Below are 17,717 nucleotides of genomic sequence, written 5' to 3'. Positions count from 1 at the left end.
CGGCGCAGTGCCGGGTTGCAGAGCAAGATCAAAAGATCGCGAGCAAGCTCGGCTCCTACAGGTTTCGCGTTCACGCTACTACTCGATTACACCTGCTTCTCAGCAACCTGCTGCTGGGCGGCAGCCTGTTTGATCGCTTCTTTTTGCTGCATGAGCGCGGTGATCTGGTCTGTAATCGCTTGCTGCTTCTCGGGCGGCATGGCTTTAAAATCGTCTTCCGTCAGGCCCATTTCCTTGAGCAATTGCTCGCGAATCCGTTGCGCCGGTGACTTGCTCATGTAGTCCTTGAACTCGTCGGTGGCCGAGGTCTTGGTCGCCGTGCCGGTGCTTGAAGCACTGGCCTGCAGCATGACGCGGGTTTTGGCGAAAGCCGCGTTGACGTTATCCGCTTGCGCATTCCCGGCCACGGATGCCGGGGTTGCCTGGAGGTTGGTCAGTGGCTGAGCATTCTGCTGGGCCGCGCTGTACAACGCGCTGGCGGCAGCGTTCGCCGGGTCGAGGTCGGTGCGCTGGGTCTTTTGAATTGCAGACGTATGCTGCGTGTTGATCAACATGAATGTGCCCCTCTAAAAGGTGATGACTATTAGCAGGGCAATAACCGTGCCCAGTCGCAATCACCCATTTTTAAAGGGCCGCAGGCTGGGCGAGGGTGGAGGGGGCAGCGCGAGCGGACAATTCTTGCCGCTCGGCGGCGAACTCAGGTGCTTTCGCGCAGCATCAACTCAAAGCCCATGTCTTGCACCGGCTGTTGCACCTTGTTGCCCGCCATCAATGTGAGCATCTGCTCTGCGGCGCGACGGCCAATGGCTTCTCGTGGCGTACGAATGCTGCTCAGGCGCGGGACCATAAACTCGGAAGAAGGCAGGTCGTTGAAGCCCAGAATGGAAATTTGCTCCGGGATTTTAATCCCGATGCGGGCGGCTTCGAGCAAGGCGCCGTGGGCAAGGTCGTCGTTACCAAAAAAGATCGCGTCCACGTGAGGGTGAGTGGCCAGCAGCTGTAAGAACAGCTCGCCGCCCAGGCCCACGGAAGAAGGGCGTGGTGTCAGCACCTCCAGGTCCGGGTTGTACAGCCCGGCCTCCTGCAAGGCGCGGCGATAACCTTCGCCGCGCAAGAGCGTGCGTTGGTCGAGTTGTGCGCCGATGTAGGCAAGGTGTCGACGCCCGCGTGAGATCAAGTGCTGGGCTGCTGTTTCACCGGCTTTTAACTGCGAGAACCCAACGCAATTAAGGCCAGCACCGGCATCCAGTTCCATCATGTACACACAAGGTGTATTACTCGCTTCAAGCATGCGCCGTGAGCTTTCAGTGCGGTCAAAGCCGGTCAGCAACAGGCCGCGCGGCTGGTACGCCATGTAGTTGCGCAGCAGGTTTTCTTCTTCCTCGCGGGAGTAGTGATAGTTACCGATCAGCACTTCAAAACCTTTGGGGCGCAAGACCTCGTGGATGGCTTCGAGGGTGTCGATAAACAGCAAGTTGGATAACGAGGGCACCAGCACCACTACCGAGTGGCTTTGCGCCGAGGCCAGTGCCCGAGCGGCAGGGTTGACCACGTAGTTCAGTTCGTCGGCAGCCTGGCGTACTTTTTCGGCCAGCTCTGTGGCCACGCTGCTGATACCGCGCAAGGCGCGGGAGGCGGTAATCGGGCTGACACCCGCCAGTCGGGCGACTTCATTAAGGGTCGGGCGGCCCGTGGTACGGGGGTTTTTATCGTTTTTAGAGGAGGTCATCAGGGCGGCTTGCCAAACAAAAAACAAGTCACTAAGGTAGCGCTGTCCTTGTCTGTCGGCAATTGCCTAATTGTCTGTGGGATTATTCAAGATCTTTGTATGTCGAGAGCGTCACGGCGTCTCCCCATAAAAATGAGAAATAGACGTCGGTAGCCTGGTCTTTGTGCTTTGCTTTCAGCTAGTGAACGCTTTGACTAAGACAGCGCTGTCTACGGACTGAGGTGTTTCATGAACCAACCTATCACTGCCCTGGTCATCATGGGTGTTGCCGGCTGCGGCAAATCCAGTGTGAGCCAGGCGTTGTGCCATCTTAATGGTGCAACGCCGATTGAAGGCGATGCCTTTCACCCGGCGGCCAACATTGAAAAAATGAGCGCCGGCATTCCCCTGACCGATGAAGACCGTTCTGGTTGGCTGGACAGCTTGTGCGATGAACTGCGCACGGCGATTGCCCGTGGCCAGCGCCCGGTGCTGACCTGTTCGGCGCTTAAACTGCGTTACCGCGAGCGTTTGCGTGCCGCCGTTGATGGCCTGGGTTTCGTATTTTTGGAACTGACGCCGCAAGTGGCCGCTGACCGTGTTGCGCATCGCCCGGGGCACTTTATGCCCAAGACGCTCATCGACAGCCAGTTTGCGGCGCTCGAATCGCCGAGCAAGGAACCCTTGGTGCTGACGCTGAATGCGGCGGCCCTGAACATTGACCAGTTGGCGCTCGCTTCTCATGAGTGGTGGCGTGAACATTCTTTACTGGCAACGTCATGATTTTGTTTCAAAAAGACAGCGCTGTCTGTTTGACCCCGGGCTGTTCATTCGTCGTTGATAACAAAAACAAGGCAGGAGACGCCCCATGCTAGGCATGTCCCAACACACCTTTCTGCTGCTTGATGCAGTGGTGACGATCATCGGGCTGATCGTGCTGATCACTCGGTTCAAAATACATCCCTTTATTGCCCTGATTATCGCGTCGGCCTTTTTGGGCCTGACCACCGGTATGCCAACCGACCAGATCCTCAAGTCGTTCCAGGAAGGTTTTGGTGGCGTACTGGGCTTTGTCGGGATCATTTTGGCGCTGGGCACGATGCTCGGCAAAATGATGGCTGACTCGGGCGGCGCCGATCAGATTGCCCGCACCTTGATCCGTGCCTTTGGCAAGGAGCGGGTGCAGTGGGCGATGATGTTTGCCGCGTTCCTGGTCGGCATTCCGCTGTTTTTCGAGATCGGTTTTGTCTTGCTGATTCCGCTGGTCTTTATCGTGGCGCGGCGTACCGGCGTGTCGCTGATCAAGATCGGTATTCCGTTGCTGGCCGGTTTGTCGGCGGTGCACGGTCTGGTTCCGCCGCACCCTGGCCCGTTGCTGGCGATTGGCGTGTTCGGGGCGGATATCGGTAAAACCATCCTGTACGGTCTGATCGTGGCGCTGCCGACAGCGATCATTGCCGGTCCGATTTACGGCACGTTCATCTCCAAATACATACCGGGCAACCCGTCTCAGGAACTCGTCGACCAACTGGCCAGCGAGCCTGAGTCCAGCAGCCTGCCGAGCTTTGGCATCACCCTGGCCACGGTGCTGTTGCCGGTGTTCCTGATGTTGCTGAAGACGTTTGCCGACGTGGCATTGCCAACGGGCAACTTCTTCCGCGGCTGGATGGACATGATCGGCCACCCGATCAGCGCGCTGTTGCTGGCGTTGCTGTTGTCGCTCTACACCTTTGGTGCGCGGCAGGGGATCGACTCCAAGCGCGTGCTCAAACTGCTCGATGCGAGCCTGGCGCCGACGGCTGCGATCGTGTTCATCATTGGCGCGGGCGGTGGCTTCAAGCAGATGCTGGTGGCCAGCGGCGTGGGTGATGTGATCGGCCATATGGCGGTGCACGCCAATATCTCGCCGATTTTGCTGGCGTGGCTGGTGGCGGCGGTGATTCGTATCGCAACCGGTTCGGCAACCGTGGCGACCATTACCGGGGCGGGGATTGTGTTGCCGGTGGTGGATATGATTCCGGGCGTGAACCGCGAACTGCTGGTGCTGGCAACGGGCGCAGGCTCGTTGATTCTGTCGCACGTCAACGATGCGGGTTTCTGGCTGGTCAAGCAGTACTTCAACATGACCGTGGTTGAGACCTTCAAGACTTGGACCGCGATGGAAACCATCCTTTCGGTTGTCGGCCTGATCTTCATCATGCTGTTGTCGTTGGTGGTTTAAGCGTTGTGAAACCTTGTAGTCGCTGCCGAAGGCTGCGATGGGTTGCGTAGCAACCCTCAAAAGCAGAAGGTCCTTCGGCCCTTATCGCAGCCTGCGGCAGCGACTACAGGTATTTGTTCAGCTGGCGCTCAAACCGTCCGCGCGGAACATCGCGCGGATACCGCGCAAGGCCTGACGGATACGGTCCTGGTTTTCAATCAGGGCGAAGCGCACATGGTCGTCACCATACTCACCAAAGCCTACGCCCGGTGAGACACACACCTTGGCATCGGCCAGCAGTTTCTTGGCAAACTCCAGCGAGCCCATCTCGGCGTAAGCCTTGGGGATCTTGGCCCAGACGTACATCGAGGCTTTCGGGTTTTCGACCATCCAGCCCAACTCGTGCAGCCCTTTGACCAACACGTTACGACGCTGGCGGTATTGCTCGGCAATGTCTTTGACGCACTGCTGGTCGCCTTCAAGTGCGGCAATGGCCGCCACTTGCAGCGGGGTGAAGGTGCCGTAGTCGTGGTAGCTCTTGATCCGCGCCAGGGCGCTGACCAGTTCCGGGTTGCCGACCATAAAGCCGATGCGCCAGCCCGCCATGTTGTAGCTTTTGGACAAGGTGAAGAACTCGACGGCGACGTCTTTGGCGCCCGGAACCTGCATGATCGAAGGCGCTTTCCAGCCGTCATAGACGATGTCGGCGTAGGCCAGGTCGTGAACCACCAGCACGTCATACTGCTTGGCCAGGGCCACCACGCGCTCAAAGAAATCCAGTTCGACGCACTGCGCCGTCGGGTTCGACGGAAAGCCCAGAATCATCATCTTGGGTTTCGGGATCGAACCGCGGATGGCTTTTTCCAGCTCTGCAAAAAAGTCCACGCCCGGAATCAAAGGCACCGAGCGCACCTGCGCGCCAGCAATCACGGCACCGTAGATGTGAATCGGATAACTGGGGTTCGGCACCAGCACGGTGTCGCCCTGGTCGAGGGTGGCGAGCATCAAGTGCGCCAGGCCTTCTTTGGAACCAATGGTGACGATGGCTTCGCTTTCCGGGTCGATCTCAACGTTGTAGCGATCGGCGTACCAGCGAGAAATAGCCCTGCGCAGTCGTGGGATGCCACGCGAAGTCGAGTAGCCGTGAGTGTCCTCACGCTGTGCGACAGTGCAGAGTTTTTCAACGATATGGGGCGGCGTCGGGCCGTCAGGGTTGCCCATGCTGAAGTCGATGATGTCTTCGCCACGACGTCGGGCGGCCATCTTCAGCTCAGCAGTGATGTTGAACACGTAAGGGGGGAGTCGATCTATGCGCGCAAAGCGGCGCGGCGAACCTTGGTCTGCCATGTATGCCTCTGATACGTAAGCGCCCGGAACCGTCCGAGCGACGTTGACCACTGCGGTGGTCTGCGGCGAGACAATAAACGGCGTAATGGCCTTTTGTCTAGATGTCTGGCGAGAGAATTTTCTGAAAAAGTAGATTTATTTAGGCGTTTTTCCTATGGCCAACTCCGCACTTTGCCAAAGGCTCGTTTCAACGGGGGGCGGTCAAGCCGCAGGCTTTGCCTGCAAGGGCGTGAGAGGCAACACCAAACGCCGCTCACCCCGGTAGGCTTCGCCGCGCTCAGACCAGCCCTGGCTTAAGTAAAAAGCCAGGGCTGACGTGTTGTCGGGGCTCACCGACAACATCAACTGACTAACGTCGGGCCAGTAGTGGTGGATGTCCTGCGCGAGCAAGCGCAAACAGGTCTTGCCCAGCCCTTGGCCTTGCACTTGTCTGTGCACCTGCAAGGCGTGCAGCGTGGCGCTGCCGGCGTCAGCCCAGTGGGCCAACAGCGGATGCCGCTTGAGCAGCATAAAGGCCACAGGTCGTTCATCGATTAACAGGGCAAAGCCTCTGATCCCCGGTTGGCATTGCGCGGGCAATGAGTACAAGGCGCACGCGATGTCACCACTGAACGGTAACTGTTCTGGCAGCACCTCAATGCCGAGCAGTTGCTCGCGCTGCTCAGCGTTTAGGTCTTCGTAGGGGCAGAGGCGGGTCATGCTAGGCCTCAGGGGGCAGGGAAAGCGGCATGGTAAAGGTGAACGTGGTGCCGTGCAGTTCGTCCGACATCACACTCAAGCGGCCATTGTGAGACAGGGCAATCTGGCTGGCAATGTACAAACCCAGGCCAAGACCGGCTTGCGGCGTGTTGCTGGCAGGGCGCGAGTAAGGCTGAAATAAATGCTGCAGCGCTTCAGCTGGAATCGGCTGGCCCTGGTTAGTCACGCTTAGGGCAAACATTGCGTTTTGCGTCGTCCCGGTGATGTGCACCGGCCCTGTGGCAGAGCCATGGGCGATGGCGTTTGCAAGCAGATTGGAAAGCAACTGAGCCAGGCGGCTGCTGTCACATTCAATGCTTTCTAGCGAGCCGATTGCCGAGTTGATCTGCCGGTCAGGGTAAATATGGCGGACTTCCGAGATCACATGTTCGAGCACTTGCGTGAGGTCCGGGCACGGGCTCAGTAGCACCGGGATCCCGCTGCCGAGCCTTCCACGGGCGAAATCCAGGACATCCTCGACCAACTGCGAGGCGCGCAGGCCGCAGGTTTTAATGTGTTGCACAAGATCGTGGGTTTGAGGGTTCGGGTACTTGCAGAGCAAGCGATCAGCCGCAGTCGTCATGGCAAACAAAGGGTTGCGCAGGTCATGGCCGAGCACTGCAATAAACTGCTCGCGCAGCTCTGCGTGCTCACGGGCCAGAGCCAGCTCGGATTGCGCCTGCTCCAGGTTTTCTTCGGCTTCAATTTGCAGCGAGAGCAGGCGCGCAAAAGACTCCATGGTGGCCTGGATAGAGGTGTTTTTAAGCGTCGCGGGTTCAGGGTCCAATGCGCACAACGAACCAAACAAGCGGCCGTCGGTGCGGTACACCGGTATCGTGAAGTAGCTCTCGAACCGGTAGATTCTGGGCGTTGGGTGGTCGTGGTACTGCGGGTCTTGGCTGGCTTTGTCGATGAGAATGGGCAGATGCGAGTTCATGCTTTCAAAGCACAGCGTCGTGACCAGATCCAGTTCACCTCCGGGTTTCAAGCCAAACCCCAAGTTGTCGAGCACGGCGCAGGCTGTCCAACTGTTAGGCGTCACCCGGGCAACGGCAGCAAAGCGCATGCCGGTCATTTCAGTAACGACTTGAAGGATTGCCGGGACTGCGCTGATCCGGTTAATCGTGGCGATATCCGCAGCGGCACTTGGCCTCATAGAAGAGAATCTCGGCTTGAATGTTATAAAAAGATGATTCTAGCCAGTCTGGGAATATCGGTACAAATTTGTATAAATATTGTATGCATTTGCTCCACAAAACCCTTGTAGGAGCGAGCTTGCCTCGCGATCTTTTAGAAGGTCAAAAGATCGCGAGACAAGCTCGCTCCTACAGGCGATGGACAGCGGGAATCAGGTGTCTTGTTTGTTTTGCAGGACTTCGGCTGTTTTGGCGTCCATGTCTACATCCCACTTCACGCCTTTGGTGTCGCGCAATTCAACTTCATACACCAGCTTGCCGTAGGAATGGTCCAGCTCGGTGTCGAGGATGGTCGCGCCAGGGTGTTTGTCTATTGCCGTCTGGTTGAGTTTCTCAAAAGCGGCAATTTCGCCCGATTTGAGCAAGCCCGGAATATGGTCAGGGCGCACATCGGCTTGAGCCAGGCCGGCAGTCAGGGTCAGGGCGGTAGCGGCGAAGATGACGTTAAGTGCTTTCATGGTTAATCCCTCTGGGGTGATCTGTTTAGGTGGGATCAGAGTAACCATGGCAACTTAACTCACCCTTAATTTTGCCCTTTGCCTGAAACCAAAGGTGTGACGTACCCTTTGGGTCATTAGCGTCCCCGTCAGAGGGATGAGCATTCACCTTGTGTGTAAACCATCGTTTCCAGAGAGAGGTTTACCATGCGCATCACTTCGCAACTCATCTGCCAGGCCGCCGACGACCTCCACGGTTTTGTCGGATTCAATCGCAAGACGCAGCAGTACATCGTACGTTTTAGTGAAGACTCATTCGGGATGGATGTTGCCGACGATGCCATCACCCCCACCAGCGAGTTTGTCTGGCAAGCCGTCGGGGCCGACACCATGACCCTCAAGCGCGAGTTGATCCAGTTGTTGCTGGATCAAAATATCGACGATCGCCTGAACATCACAGAACCCTTGCGGGTGTACATGCGGCGCGAAGATGTACCGGAAATTTCAGCGGTGCGTCGCTGCCTCAGCTAAGGCTCGCCCAGCACGGTGTTTGCCAGCAGGTCGCCAGAGCCGATGCTGATTTTATTGCGGCCCGTGTTCTTGGCGATGTACAGCGCTTTGTCGGCCTCGTTGAGCCACATCGAGGCGTCGGTGAAGACCGCCTGGCATGAGGCCAGACCGATGCTCAGGCTAAAGCGCAGCTCGGGTGCATCGGGGTAGCGAAAGTCGCAGCAGCGGTGGCGCAGACGCTCCATGATTTCTTGCGTCTGCGCCAGCGAGCGGTTGGGCAAAATCACGCAAAACTCATCGCCGCCATAACGCCCGGCCAGGTCTTCTGCGCGCAGGTTTTCCTTGAGTGCAATGCTGAACTGGCGCAGCACGCTGTCGCCGACAATGTGCCCGTAGGTGTCATTGATACGCTTGAAGTGGTCGATATCAATCAGCGCCAGCGTCGCGTCCACGTGAGTGTGCTTGCAGGTATGGAAGCTGAGTTGCAGCAGGTCTTTCCAGGAGCCGTGATTGAGCAGGCCGGTCAGGCTGTCGGTACGGCTGAGGGCGCTGAAGGCGCGCTTGTGCGCGGCCAGGGTGGTGGCCATTCGATAACTGATTATGCCCACGGTAAACGGGTAGAGGACCAGTATGGGCAGGCACGCATAGAGTTGTATCGATGTGGTCTCAGGGTTGAAGGCAATCCCGAACATCAGCCATGAGATGACAATGCCCACGCATTGCGCCACGAGCCCGCGAAGCAGCATTTTTGCACCGCCGACCGCCACGTTGTTCATGGTCATCATCGACACAATAATGATGGCCGGCAGAGGATTGAACTGCAGGGTGGCAGCCCAAAAGCCGCCCAACACAGAATCCATCAATATGTTGCGGCGTTCAGCACGATACGGGTATGGCGAGCGGGAAGAGCGCAAGTAGGCCAAATGCGGCCAGACAAAACCCGAGGCGAGGAATAGCACCCAGACCCAGGTGGGCATGTTCAGAGAGTACAGAACAGGCATCACGCACAGGCAACCAATCCCCAGGCCAAAGGTTCGCGGCACATAAATGCGCCGTGAGAATGACAGACCTTTACCTCTTTGAGTGTTCATAGGTATCTGCGCAAGGTGTTGAGGCACGGAATGCCACCCCCGCTCGTTAAACACAGACGTGTCGGTTTAACGTGCAGGTAATGTCGATCATCGATGCTGGCATTCTGCCTGAGCTTTAAGGGGAATAACCTTAAAACTAACACCTGGATGTTAGAAAATGACGATTGACCTTCTACCGCCCAAAAAACCAGCGTAATAATTGCACTTTGTCTTCTGGAGTCTTTGAAGCATGCCAATCGAGTCTTCGACAAAGGCTGAGCTTAAGCCTGCCGAGCAGCATCAAGGGAAGTTTCGAAATCAGGGTGTCAGGCCCGCCGCAAGCCTGGGCAAAACCTTGGGCATTTTTTGGAAGATGCTGTTCCAAAAGCCTTCAAACACTCGGCCCGCCGCAGCGATCCCGGTCACCCCGTTGAGCCGCGAAGCGTTGGATAAAGCGCCTGACTTCAGTGTGTTCCGGCTGGGGCACTCCACCTTGTTGCTCAAGCTCAAGGGCAAATTCTGGCTGACCGACCCTGTGTATGCCGAGCGTGCTTCGCCGTTTCAGTGGGCCGGGCCTAAGCGTTTTCATGCGCCGCCGATCACCCTGGATGAACTGCCACCGTTGCAAGGCGTAATCCTGTCGCATAACCACTACGATCACCTTGACCAGAAAACCGTGTTGCAACTGGCGGCCAAGACCGAGCACTTTTTGGCCCCGCTAGGGGTGGGCGACCTGCTGATCAAGTGGGGTGTGCCTGCAAACAAAGTACAGCAACTGGATTGGTGGCAAGAAACACAACGTGACGGCATTCGATTTGTTGCCACGCCGTGCCAGCATTTTTCGGGTCGAGGGTTGTTTGACCACAACGAGACCCTGTGGGTGTCGTGGGTCATGATTATTGATGACGTGCGGATTTTCTTCAGTGGCGACTCAGGTTACTTCGACGGTTTTAAAGTGATCGGTGAGCAGTTCGGCCCCTTTGACCTGACCCTCATGGAAACGGGGGCCTACAACGTTGACTGGCCCGATGTGCACATGCAGCCTGAACACAGCCTGCAAGCCCATATCGACTTGAAAGGCCGTTGGTTGTTGCCGATTCACAACGGCACCTTTGATTTGGCCTTTCATGCCTGGTACGAACCGTTTGAGCGCATTGTGGCGTTGGCAGCAGAACGTAATGTGCTTATCTCGACGCCTGCCATGGGGGAAGCCTTTAACCTGATGCAACCCCACAAAGGCCGCGCCTGGTGGCTTGGCGTGCAAGCCACCGACGAAGTGCCGGCCAAACAGGCCAGCCTCTGAGGTGCGAGCGGTTTACTCGATCAGGGCGAAGTCCTCCCGGCCCATAGGGTCTGGGGTGGTGCCCCGAAAGTTACTGGCCCAACTTGGCGCAAAGCCCGGGAAAAACACCAGGCCTTCGGCTTCAAGGGAGTAAGCCAGGGCTAGGAGAGTGACATCGCGCACCCGTTCGGAGGCTTCAAACCGTTGAATGGCCGGCACCGAGACCTTTGACTTGTCGCTCAGCTGTTCGAGGCTCCAGCCGAGCAGTTCCCGGGCTTGCGCACAGTGCAGCGGGGTGAATTGGTTGATGATGATGCGTTCAAACGTGTTGCGCATGGCTGAGTTGGGCATGGGGAGATCTCCAGGGCTGAGTCAGTGCTTGAAAATATACTGTGTTTTTATACAGTTGTTTTCGAGGTCGATCAAACTCATTTTTTGAATCAGTGCGGTCGCAGAGAACCCGTGATTCAAGCCCGTTTGCGCGGTAAGCAACGGTCGAAAACTTCGATATAAACCATTCTGCGCAGCCGGCGTTGCCTCGCAAGGCTCTTCAACAATTACAGGGCTGGGGCGCGACTTTTTTGTAGGAGTGGCCGCCCCGTCTTCGACGCCGCGCTGTCGCGCAGCAAACAGGCCGCCGAGTATCTTCAGCATCCCCCAATCGGTTCCCTCTCCTTCGGGAGAGGGCTAGGGTGAGGGTTGCTCTTAGATAAAGATCAAAAGATCGCGAGCAAGCTCGCTCCTACAAGGCCTTTGGAATCAATCACTTATTTTATGTTTGATAAGAGTGGCCGCCCCGTCTTCGACGCCGCGCTGTCGCGCATCAAACAGGACAGCGAATATCGTCAGCATCCCCCAATTGGTTCCCTCTCCTTCGGGAGAGGGCTAGGGAGAGGGGGGCTCTTAGATCAAGATCAACAGATCGCGAGCAAGCTAGATCCTAAAAAGCCTTTAAAATCAATCACTTAATTTGTTTTTGATAGGGGCGAGCTTGCTCGCGATCTTTTGATCTGGCCTTGAGGTTTTACGACTGCTGCGCAGCCGGACGTAGCCTCGCAAGGCTCGTCAACGACTACAGGGGGCGACATCTTGAAAACAAAAAGGGCCGCCTCGCGGCAGCCCCTTCTATCAGCAGTCAGTTCAAGCCGTGGAGTCTCAATAAAAGCTGAAACGGGCTATCCGTATTCATTGGAGGACAACCGTTGTGTCTCATGAAGTTTAAAACCCCATCTCAATAAAAACTAAAATGTATGATGCTTTTCTCAATTAAAAATGAATTTTCTACAGTATTAAAATGCATCAAATTTAGTGGGGGCAATAGAGCTGCGTTTTGTATTGCTGATTATTAGTAGATATTATATTTTTTAATGAGGTTGTGTCAACTCCCCGAGTGTAGACCGGGGTGAGTGAAAAGGAGGGAGTATGAGACTGAAACGGGATAAAGCTTAGTGAGCTACGCTTAGTGCTTGAATATCAGCCCAGCCGATGAGTCGGACAGTAGTGATCTTGGATTCGGAAACTGGAACGACCCGGATCCGACCTGTGGAAATTAGATTGGATGCATGTCCTATCGGCGCTTTCAGGAATTTGTCCGCCTGATCGCAACTACAGTACAGTTCGAGGTTTTTGCGAATCTGAATTGCATCTTTTTCACAGATTAATTGACACTTACCGATCACTATGGGGGACACGTAACCGCTTTTTATGAAACGACGTGCGAAGGTAAGCGATGGGATCTCAAACTCACGGGATAGGGAATCAATTGTTACACAGCGATCTAATTTGTTTTTTGTCGAGAGGACAGATTTTTTAGTAAAAAAACGCCGATTTTCGCATAGAAATTCTGCTGGTATCTCTTGCACAAGAAAGCCCATCCGTTCTAGATATTTCAACCGTTGAATTTCGATATTTAAAATTCTTGCGGTCTCGGTGGAGCTGATATGTGTGTCGTTAGGCATCAATTTGTGTAGTCTGCGGCCCGCCTTATTTGAGTAGGTTTCGGCTTCCAAAGCTCTCGCGACTCTCGACTCTTCAAGTGCGTGTCTTTCGTAAATTGTGACCAGCGCTCCATCCACAGTTGGACCCGAGACTGGCATAATTCCTACCGTTGTCAGACGTGCTGTCAGTGTAGTGTTTGGTGTGTTGAGTTGCTTTGCAAGTGGTCCGACGAAAATGTATCTGTTATGAAATGCAGACACCTCGTTGGCATCCAAAAGCATTTTTCCAAAAGCTCCAGTTTTCAAATTATTAGCGATAAATCCAGCCTTGACTGCTCGCCTGACAACCTCAGGATAGACGTCCAGATGCAGAGCAGCGCGCTCTACGTCAAAGTGAGATGGGATTCCTGTAGCAATTTTTTGAGTACCGGCTGACCCCAGCCAAGCTTCAACGGCAGCCCAATTGTGTGAATGATATTGGAAAGGCGTATTTGTTTTTATTTTAACTTTCGTTATTAGTCCTGAACGTATAAGGGTTTGTAGTTTGAGTTGGTTTACTCCAATGGTTGCCAGCTCATCTCGGCGTAGCCATAGTGCTTTTCTAGGATTGCGCTTTTGTTGTGTTTTGGATGGCGTGAGCGGCTTAGTTATTAAGTTGTTGGCAATCTGTCGGACCTCTTCATCGCTAGATAGTAACCATGGGGCAATAAAAAATAGGTTTGGTGCAGGCTCGTGCTCATCGATCGAGTGACAAATAGCAGCTGTGATTTTTTCGCAGCTAGGACTGTCAGCTATGCTAACTGCAAGGTCAGCTGTGTGTTTCTTTTCTTCGTCGTTGATTTTGTAATAGTATCTGAGTACTTGGAGGTTGATTAAGAATGAGTCGAAGCTCTCTTGATCTTTATTTCTAAAAATAGAAAGAAGGCTAGTCGAGAGCTGTGAATGCTTAGGCTGTTGTGGGTTATTCCGCAAATCATAACCGCATTTACACAATGCTCCATTGCAGTCAGTCCATGTTATCTCTTGCTCGCAAGACGGACAGTGATCAATGTAGGCACAGTCATGGTATGGACAGGCGTCTATAATGTCGAAGTCCTGAATATATTTCTGCCAGCCTTCTAATAAACATTCAGGGCAAATTAGATGTTTTTTCGTCTTAAGCAGCGTCAGAGGCACGGCAATGTTGTTGATATACACCGGCGCGCCGCGCGTAACCTCAGACGTGCTGCGGTAAAATGGCAGGGGAGTAGTTGTTTTTGGATCAAGTGTCTCGAATAGTTTGGCCATGCTTGAGTGGTGCAGCTGCCAATCGAATGGTCGTGCGTTGTTCTCGCGCTGTAACGACGCGATCATTTTGGTGACAGACTTAAAGCCATTATGGTATGCGGTTCTGATAAGCAGGCTACGAGGGCTTTCCTCAGGACGTGCGCGAGGTACAAAGCTCAAGACATTCATCGTGAGTTCCTAGAAATGATACCCCGGACTTCTTGATTATCCAATGCAAAGGGATTTTTGAATTTTACTAAGGCTCCCTCCAGGCATTGCGAGTCATAGGATGCTGCAAGGTCTTTCTCAGAAAATGTGCTTGTGTTTCTTTCTAGCGCAATCCGGAAGGCTTCGTGAAGCAACTGTCGAAGCGAATTCATATTGCCGCCACTGGCAACAAATATTCTGGCCGCCAACGCTTGGTCGGTGAGATAGATAGACTCCGAGAACTCGCCGATCTTGTTAATTTGTGCGCCCAGCGATTTTAGGACCTTCAAGTAATTTGACTGATTCTCCAGCGACGTGTATTCGAGAGGCCGCAGATTTGTTCTGAATGGATACCGTCGGGCAAGCTGTGGGTGTTCGTCTACGATTGATTCACACTCTGATGTACCCGCTATGACCACGGGTATCAGTGTTCGATTCATAAGCGTTTTAACCCAGTCGCAAACGAGACCTTTCGTTTTTTCGGCCCCTTTTCCCAGCAAGTGATGAAACTCGTCTAGTAGGATGACCTGGGTCTGGCAGGTCTTTAGGAGAGTGATCAATCGATAAAGTAAGGCCGTGGCGTCGCCATTTAGATGTACGCACCCTAATTGAGCTAGCATACCCATAGTCAGGGATTTCAGTGTAGGCCCAGCTGGTAGTTCGCAATAAAATGCAGGGACGGTTTCAATGATACCCCACTCGGTCTCTATTTCCTTCCGACCACCGATTTGTTGTACTACATATTTGCAGACTGTTGATTTTCCAACTCCGGAGAGTCCCGTCAGTAGCGCAGATGAAGGCTCACGGCGAGTAGCGGTGGTTATGATGCTTTTATGTATTTTTTCTAACGCGTCTTTATAATAGCAGTGAACAACAATATGTTTGGAAAACTCTGTCATTTTATTTTCAATTGCAGGAGTCATATGAATTACTCTAGTTTAAAGGTTTCTAAGTCATCATCGGAGTCTTCTATATTTTTCATCTCGGTGACATTGAAATCTGTTTGGGTATGGTATACATCGTCTTCGAGTTCTGCTCTTGCATCACCTTCATCATCCTGAGTTGCCAAAGTGATCGGTCGTTGTTGTTTTTGCTTTTTAGGTTTTTTGTATTCTAGTTCACTTAGGCTAAGGTAAATATTTGCTAGCGCGCGAGCTGCTTTTTTCTTGCTAAAAGTCAGGCCTTCTTTGTCAATTGCGTCACAGGCCAGTTGGTGTTCGTAAAGCGTTAGGTTGTTTTGATAATCAGGGTCTACAGCATCTGCTCGAACCATTACCCCAGGTTCTTGCGGTATGGATAACCACACGGTTGATAGGTCAGACTCGTCGTAATGCACCAAAGGTTTACAGTTGTGCTTTCGGGCTTTGTCATTCAATCTTGCTAGTCCAGGGCCGTACCACTGAAGGTTGAACATTGTGATCCTGCCGTTTGAAATTGTTCTTGCTTTGGTTTTGCGGCAAGTAATATCTAGCTGTTCAATTGCGTAGGTGTCGGGCGGCAACTCCGTCATCATGGCCTTCTCAAAAGCACTTCGTGGGGCTACGGATAAGCCTTTCTGAGAGTTTTCATGGTAGTACTCGTCGAGCCAGCGTGTGAATACTAATCTGATGCTCTCTACGGTCAGGCACGCATTTTTTTCGGAGTTATAATCTCTACGTTCTGTCGGATTGGATTTAGTCGTACCTTTGGCGTGATGCATAATTGTCAGGTTCAAAGTTAAGAAAAATCGCTCAATAAAGCTTTTTTGATCGGGCTTCCCAGGTGGCAGCGGTAATACCTTCGAGCCATATATACTGAAGAAATTGAAAAATGAGTCATTAAGAAATTCTGATCCATTGTCAATGTAGTATGTTTCCCCTTTTTCCGCTATAGGGTTATCACTGCGCAGCGACATCTTGAGGGCTTTCATTGTTTTCGCCGCGCAAGGTGGCGTCATTGAAAGTTCCCACCCAATAATCATCTTGCTTTTGCACTCGATAAATGCGGTCAGGTAGGGCCTGCCGATGACATTTCCGTTCGTGTCCACAGCGATAATGTCAATTTGTTGAGTGTCTGCTTCTATTCTCTGGTACATATGATGGGGCCTCTGGATGCTACGTCCATATTTATTTATTTTTTCAGCGTATGCTCGGCCTTCGCGCATGATGTTGAATTTATATGCGTCAATTGCGGACAACATACGATAAAACGTCGCACGTGAGGGCGCCTTGATTTGCTCATCTAAAGGGCGATGCTCATTGTCTTTTTCGATGTGAGTTATCAGTATGTTATAAGCGAGTTGTCCACTCGGGCGTTCTTTGATCAGATAGTGCTGGTTAATGATGTCTTCTGCAATTTCGATCGTTTTGTTGTCCAGTTTTTTTCCACGTGGCAGTTGGTAGTGTTTGTTCTTTATAAGTCCCAAGGGGCTGTTGCCGGATTGCCTATATTTTGCTGCCCAGTTGTACAATGTCGAATAGCTAGGGGGGGAAGAGTCCCCAATTTTTTCCGCGTGCTCTCTGATATAGGCTTGCGCTGCGTCACGAGGCAGGCGGTTGCCAAGCGCTAGCAACGCGCCTACGGTATATCCAGTTTTCCTGTCATGCTCCGCTCTTTCAGCCGTGCTCATACTCAAAAGAATTGGAGCTTTGCTCTGGTCGATAGGTGCGCATTGAGATTTGACCAAGCTTCCATTCGCTATCATTTCGCTCACCTGGAAGTGGGTAAACGATACTTGCCGTTGTCCGATGACGGCACTGAATTGAGCGTATTTCAAATCGGTCGATACGACTTCAAATTCCGCGCCATTCAAGCGGTAACGTTCATTGACTATGGCATTAGACATAGCGTGCGGCCCTCGTTAGCCGATGATGAAACGCGTGACTCCAGCGTAAATGGCTGGTCGAGATCAGCCGAAATCAGCCGATTAAATACGCCCTTGGCGATTGATTTCATCGAGGGTGGATACGGTAGCGCCAACAGTGAGCGCACGGTACTGCCAGACATGGATGTTTGCCTGAGGCTGTCGAGGACGTAGTTCAACTCCGTGTCCGTGACCAGATGCATTCGGTTATAGAGATTTTGGAGATTTCTCAGCTTTGGTTGAATGCGAATTTCCCGTTCCGTGATGAGGTCGAATCCGTAGCCTGCTTGCTCACAAACCTTTCTGAACTCGCCTATTTTCCGGAGATAGCTGGCGTCCTCGACAATATGATCGGGCTTGATCTCGACGTATCTGATTTCGCCAGTGCCATAGCTGATTTCAAAGTCGGGGGTATACCGAACTGCACGGTCTTCCATGGCAAACGAGAAGGTTCCGGGCTGAGGGGCATAGGCCACCACCTGATCTTCATATTCGAGCCAGACACAGAAATCCGCTTCAAGCTCGCTTTCGCAAACCACGACCTTTTTGTTTTTGAAGGACGGAAAATGGGTGATGTGCTTGCCGTATTTTCCCTTCTTCAGGATGCGGCTTGGTGTCCGGGTTCGGCTCTGCTCGAAGGCGGTAGGTGGTCTCATGGGATGCGTCCAAAATGGGAGTTTCGGGCATCATAGTGAAAGCTTTTTTATTCGTAAACGCACATTTTTATTGGCGTGTCAATGGTTCTGACAAAAAATGTTTATGTGGCTGACAAGTTAAATAAAAACTATAAATATCATAATGTTAAATTGATTTTCTTGCTTTCATTGCCCGAGTGAAAGCGTGCAAATTTTTTTTCGAAATCACTGCTGCCGATGTTTTTTGGCCTGCGCGGCTGGCACCGGCTATGGGGGGCGTGCGTGGGGGCGATTAACCCGCGGCGGCAGTTTCATGCAGGCCCGCGATCCTTGGGAGAAACG

Annotated in this window: 17 protein-coding genes; 4 read left to right on the top strand and 13 right to left on the bottom strand. The window is 53.2% G+C overall.

What is annotated here, in order from left to right; genetic code table 11:
• Nucleotides 1–86: 86 nt before the first annotated feature.
• Nucleotides 87–554 carry a hypothetical protein gene (locus ACJJU9_RS18995; protein WP_153336834.1) on the bottom strand — a complete coding sequence of 156 codons (468 nt, stop codon included), beginning with the start codon at nt 552–554 and terminating at the stop codon, nt 87–89.
• Nucleotides 555–697: 143 nt separating this feature from the next.
• Nucleotides 698–1,729, bottom strand: coding sequence for a LacI family DNA-binding transcriptional regulator (locus ACJJU9_RS18990; RefSeq protein WP_153433131.1), 1,032 nt, complete (start codon nt 1,727–1,729; stop codon nt 698–700).
• A 228-nt stretch (nt 1,730–1,957) separates the two neighbouring features.
• Here ACJJU9_RS18990 and ACJJU9_RS18985 point away from each other — a divergent pair, with 228 nt between their 5' ends.
• Nucleotides 1,958–2,491: a gluconokinase gene (locus tag ACJJU9_RS18985; RefSeq protein ID WP_048367908.1), complete on the top strand. Its 534-nt coding sequence runs from the start codon at nt 1,958–1,960 to the stop codon at nt 2,489–2,491.
• 85 nt (nt 2,492–2,576) lie between these two features.
• The gene (locus ACJJU9_RS18980) at nt 2,577–3,929 is read left to right on the top strand and encodes a GntP family permease (RefSeq protein WP_048367906.1); all 1,353 of its coding nucleotides are present in this window, start codon (nt 2,577–2,579) and stop codon (nt 3,927–3,929) included.
• A 117-nt stretch (nt 3,930–4,046) separates the two neighbouring features.
• Here ACJJU9_RS18980 and alaC read toward each other — a convergent pair whose 3' ends face one another.
• The 4 genes from alaC to ACJJU9_RS18960 form a co-directional block, all read right to left on the bottom strand.
• A complete protein-coding gene (gene alaC / locus ACJJU9_RS18975; protein WP_048385420.1) occupies nt 4,047–5,255 on the bottom strand; it encodes an alanine transaminase in 1,209 nt (402 codons plus the stop codon).
• A gap of 201 nt (nt 5,256–5,456) precedes the next feature.
• Complete coding sequence (locus ACJJU9_RS18970; RefSeq protein ID WP_153350702.1) at nt 5,457–5,954, bottom strand: N-acetyltransferase; 498 nt, start codon at nt 5,952–5,954, stop codon at nt 5,457–5,459.
• A 1-nt stretch (nt 5,955) separates the two neighbouring features.
• Entirely contained in the window at nt 5,956–7,149 is a 1,194-nt protein-coding gene (locus ACJJU9_RS18965; protein WP_407729307.1) for an ATP-binding protein, read from the bottom strand.
• Nucleotides 7,150–7,341: 192 nt separating this feature from the next.
• A complete protein-coding gene (locus ACJJU9_RS18960; RefSeq protein ID WP_353231705.1) occupies nt 7,342–7,647 on the bottom strand; it encodes a PepSY domain-containing protein in 306 nt (101 codons plus the stop codon).
• Between the two features lie 186 nt (nt 7,648–7,833).
• Here ACJJU9_RS18960 and ACJJU9_RS18955 point away from each other — a divergent pair, with 186 nt between their 5' ends.
• A complete protein-coding gene (locus tag ACJJU9_RS18955; RefSeq protein ID WP_048367896.1) occupies nt 7,834–8,157 on the top strand; it encodes a DUF2025 family protein in 324 nt (107 codons plus the stop codon).
• On the opposite strand, the gene ACJJU9_RS18950 is transcribed toward ACJJU9_RS18955, so the two are convergent.
• A complete protein-coding gene (locus ACJJU9_RS18950; RefSeq protein WP_407729306.1) occupies nt 8,154–9,227 on the bottom strand; it encodes a diguanylate cyclase in 1,074 nt (357 codons plus the stop codon). The genes ACJJU9_RS18955 and ACJJU9_RS18950 overlap by 4 nt on opposite strands.
• A gap of 229 nt (nt 9,228–9,456) precedes the next feature.
• Here ACJJU9_RS18950 and ACJJU9_RS18945 point away from each other — a divergent pair, with 229 nt between their 5' ends.
• Nucleotides 9,457–10,509, top strand: a complete 1,053-nt coding sequence (locus ACJJU9_RS18945) for an MBL fold metallo-hydrolase (RefSeq protein WP_123749791.1) — start codon at nt 9,457–9,459, stop codon at nt 10,507–10,509.
• Nucleotides 10,510–10,521: 12 nt separating this feature from the next.
• On the opposite strand, the gene ACJJU9_RS18940 is transcribed toward ACJJU9_RS18945, so the two are convergent.
• From ACJJU9_RS18940 to ACJJU9_RS18915, 6 genes are all read right to left on the bottom strand, one after another.
• A complete protein-coding gene (locus ACJJU9_RS18940; protein ID WP_048367892.1) occupies nt 10,522–10,839 on the bottom strand; it encodes a helix-turn-helix transcriptional regulator in 318 nt (105 codons plus the stop codon).
• Nucleotides 10,840–10,860: 21 nt separating this feature from the next.
• Complete coding sequence (locus ACJJU9_RS18935) at nt 10,861–11,142, bottom strand: hypothetical protein (RefSeq protein ID WP_407729305.1); 282 nt, start codon at nt 11,140–11,142, stop codon at nt 10,861–10,863.
• A gap of 791 nt (nt 11,143–11,933) precedes the next feature.
• The gene (locus ACJJU9_RS18930; RefSeq protein WP_407729304.1) at nt 11,934–13,880 is read right to left on the bottom strand and encodes a TniQ family protein; all 1,947 of its coding nucleotides are present in this window, start codon (nt 13,878–13,880) and stop codon (nt 11,934–11,936) included.
• A complete protein-coding gene (locus tag ACJJU9_RS18925) occupies nt 13,877–14,821 on the bottom strand; it encodes a TniB family NTP-binding protein (protein ID WP_407729303.1) in 945 nt (314 codons plus the stop codon). The genes ACJJU9_RS18930 and ACJJU9_RS18925 overlap by 4 nt, the downstream gene beginning before the upstream one ends.
• Nucleotides 14,822–14,826: 5 nt before the next feature.
• Nucleotides 14,827–16,722: a hypothetical protein gene (locus tag ACJJU9_RS18920; protein WP_407729302.1), complete on the bottom strand. Its 1,896-nt coding sequence runs from the start codon at nt 16,720–16,722 to the stop codon at nt 14,827–14,829.
• Nucleotides 16,707–17,396: a Tn7 transposase TnsA N-terminal domain-containing protein gene (locus tag ACJJU9_RS18915; RefSeq protein ID WP_407729301.1), complete on the bottom strand. Its 690-nt coding sequence runs from the start codon at nt 17,394–17,396 to the stop codon at nt 16,707–16,709. Before ACJJU9_RS18915 ends, ACJJU9_RS18920 begins: the two co-directional genes overlap by 16 nt.
• Between the last annotated feature and the right edge of the window lie 321 nt (nt 17,397–17,717).

The sequence above is a fragment of the Pseudomonas helleri genome (genome assembly GCF_045830615.1).
GTDB classification, from domain to species: domain Bacteria; phylum Pseudomonadota; class Gammaproteobacteria; order Pseudomonadales; family Pseudomonadaceae; genus Aquipseudomonas; species Aquipseudomonas helleri.
This window is presented reverse-complemented; position numbering and strand designations above follow the sequence as displayed.

Bases quoted from the DNA above. Each gene is read 5' to 3' on its own strand.
- ACJJU9_RS18980 (WP_048367906.1), top strand. From the start codon at position 2,577: ATGCTAGGCATGTCCCAACACACCTTTCTGCTGCTTGATGCAGTGGTG.
- ACJJU9_RS18965 (WP_407729307.1), bottom strand. From the start codon at position 7,149: ATGAGGCCAAGTGCCGCTGCGGATATCGCCACGATTAACCGGATCAGC.
- ACJJU9_RS18915 (WP_407729301.1), bottom strand. From the start codon at position 17,396: ATGAGACCACCTACCGCCTTCGAGCAGAGCCGAACCCGGACACCAAGC.
- ACJJU9_RS18950 (WP_407729306.1), bottom strand. From the start codon at position 9,227: ATGAACACTCAAAGAGGTAAAGGTCTGTCATTCTCACGGCGCATTTAT.
- ACJJU9_RS18925 (WP_407729303.1), bottom strand. From the start codon at position 14,821: ATGACTCCTGCAATTGAAAATAAAATGACAGAGTTTTCCAAACATATT.
- ACJJU9_RS18995 (WP_153336834.1), bottom strand. From the start codon at position 554: ATGTTGATCAACACGCAGCATACGTCTGCAATTCAAAAGACCCAGCGC.
- ACJJU9_RS18970 (WP_153350702.1), bottom strand. From the start codon at position 5,954: ATGACCCGCCTCTGCCCCTACGAAGACCTAAACGCTGAGCAGCGCGAG.
- ACJJU9_RS18945 (WP_123749791.1), top strand. From the start codon at position 9,457: ATGCCAATCGAGTCTTCGACAAAGGCTGAGCTTAAGCCTGCCGAGCAG.
- alaC (WP_048385420.1), bottom strand. From the start codon at position 5,255: ATGGCAGACCAAGGTTCGCCGCGCCGCTTTGCGCGCATAGATCGACTC.
- ACJJU9_RS18930 (WP_407729304.1), bottom strand. From the start codon at position 13,880: ATGAATGTCTTGAGCTTTGTACCTCGCGCACGTCCTGAGGAAAGCCCT.
- ACJJU9_RS18935 (WP_407729305.1), bottom strand. From the start codon at position 11,142: ATGCTGAAGATACTCGGCGGCCTGTTTGCTGCGCGACAGCGCGGCGTC.
- ACJJU9_RS18955 (WP_048367896.1), top strand. From the start codon at position 7,834: ATGCGCATCACTTCGCAACTCATCTGCCAGGCCGCCGACGACCTCCAC.
- ACJJU9_RS18985 (WP_048367908.1), top strand. From the start codon at position 1,958: ATGAACCAACCTATCACTGCCCTGGTCATCATGGGTGTTGCCGGCTGC.
- ACJJU9_RS18990 (WP_153433131.1), bottom strand. From the start codon at position 1,729: ATGACCTCCTCTAAAAACGATAAAAACCCCCGTACCACGGGCCGCCCG.
- ACJJU9_RS18920 (WP_407729302.1), bottom strand. From the start codon at position 16,722: ATGTCTAATGCCATAGTCAATGAACGTTACCGCTTGAATGGCGCGGAA.
- ACJJU9_RS18960 (WP_353231705.1), bottom strand. From the start codon at position 7,647: ATGAAAGCACTTAACGTCATCTTCGCCGCTACCGCCCTGACCCTGACT.
- ACJJU9_RS18940 (WP_048367892.1), bottom strand. From the start codon at position 10,839: ATGCCCAACTCAGCCATGCGCAACACGTTTGAACGCATCATCATCAAC.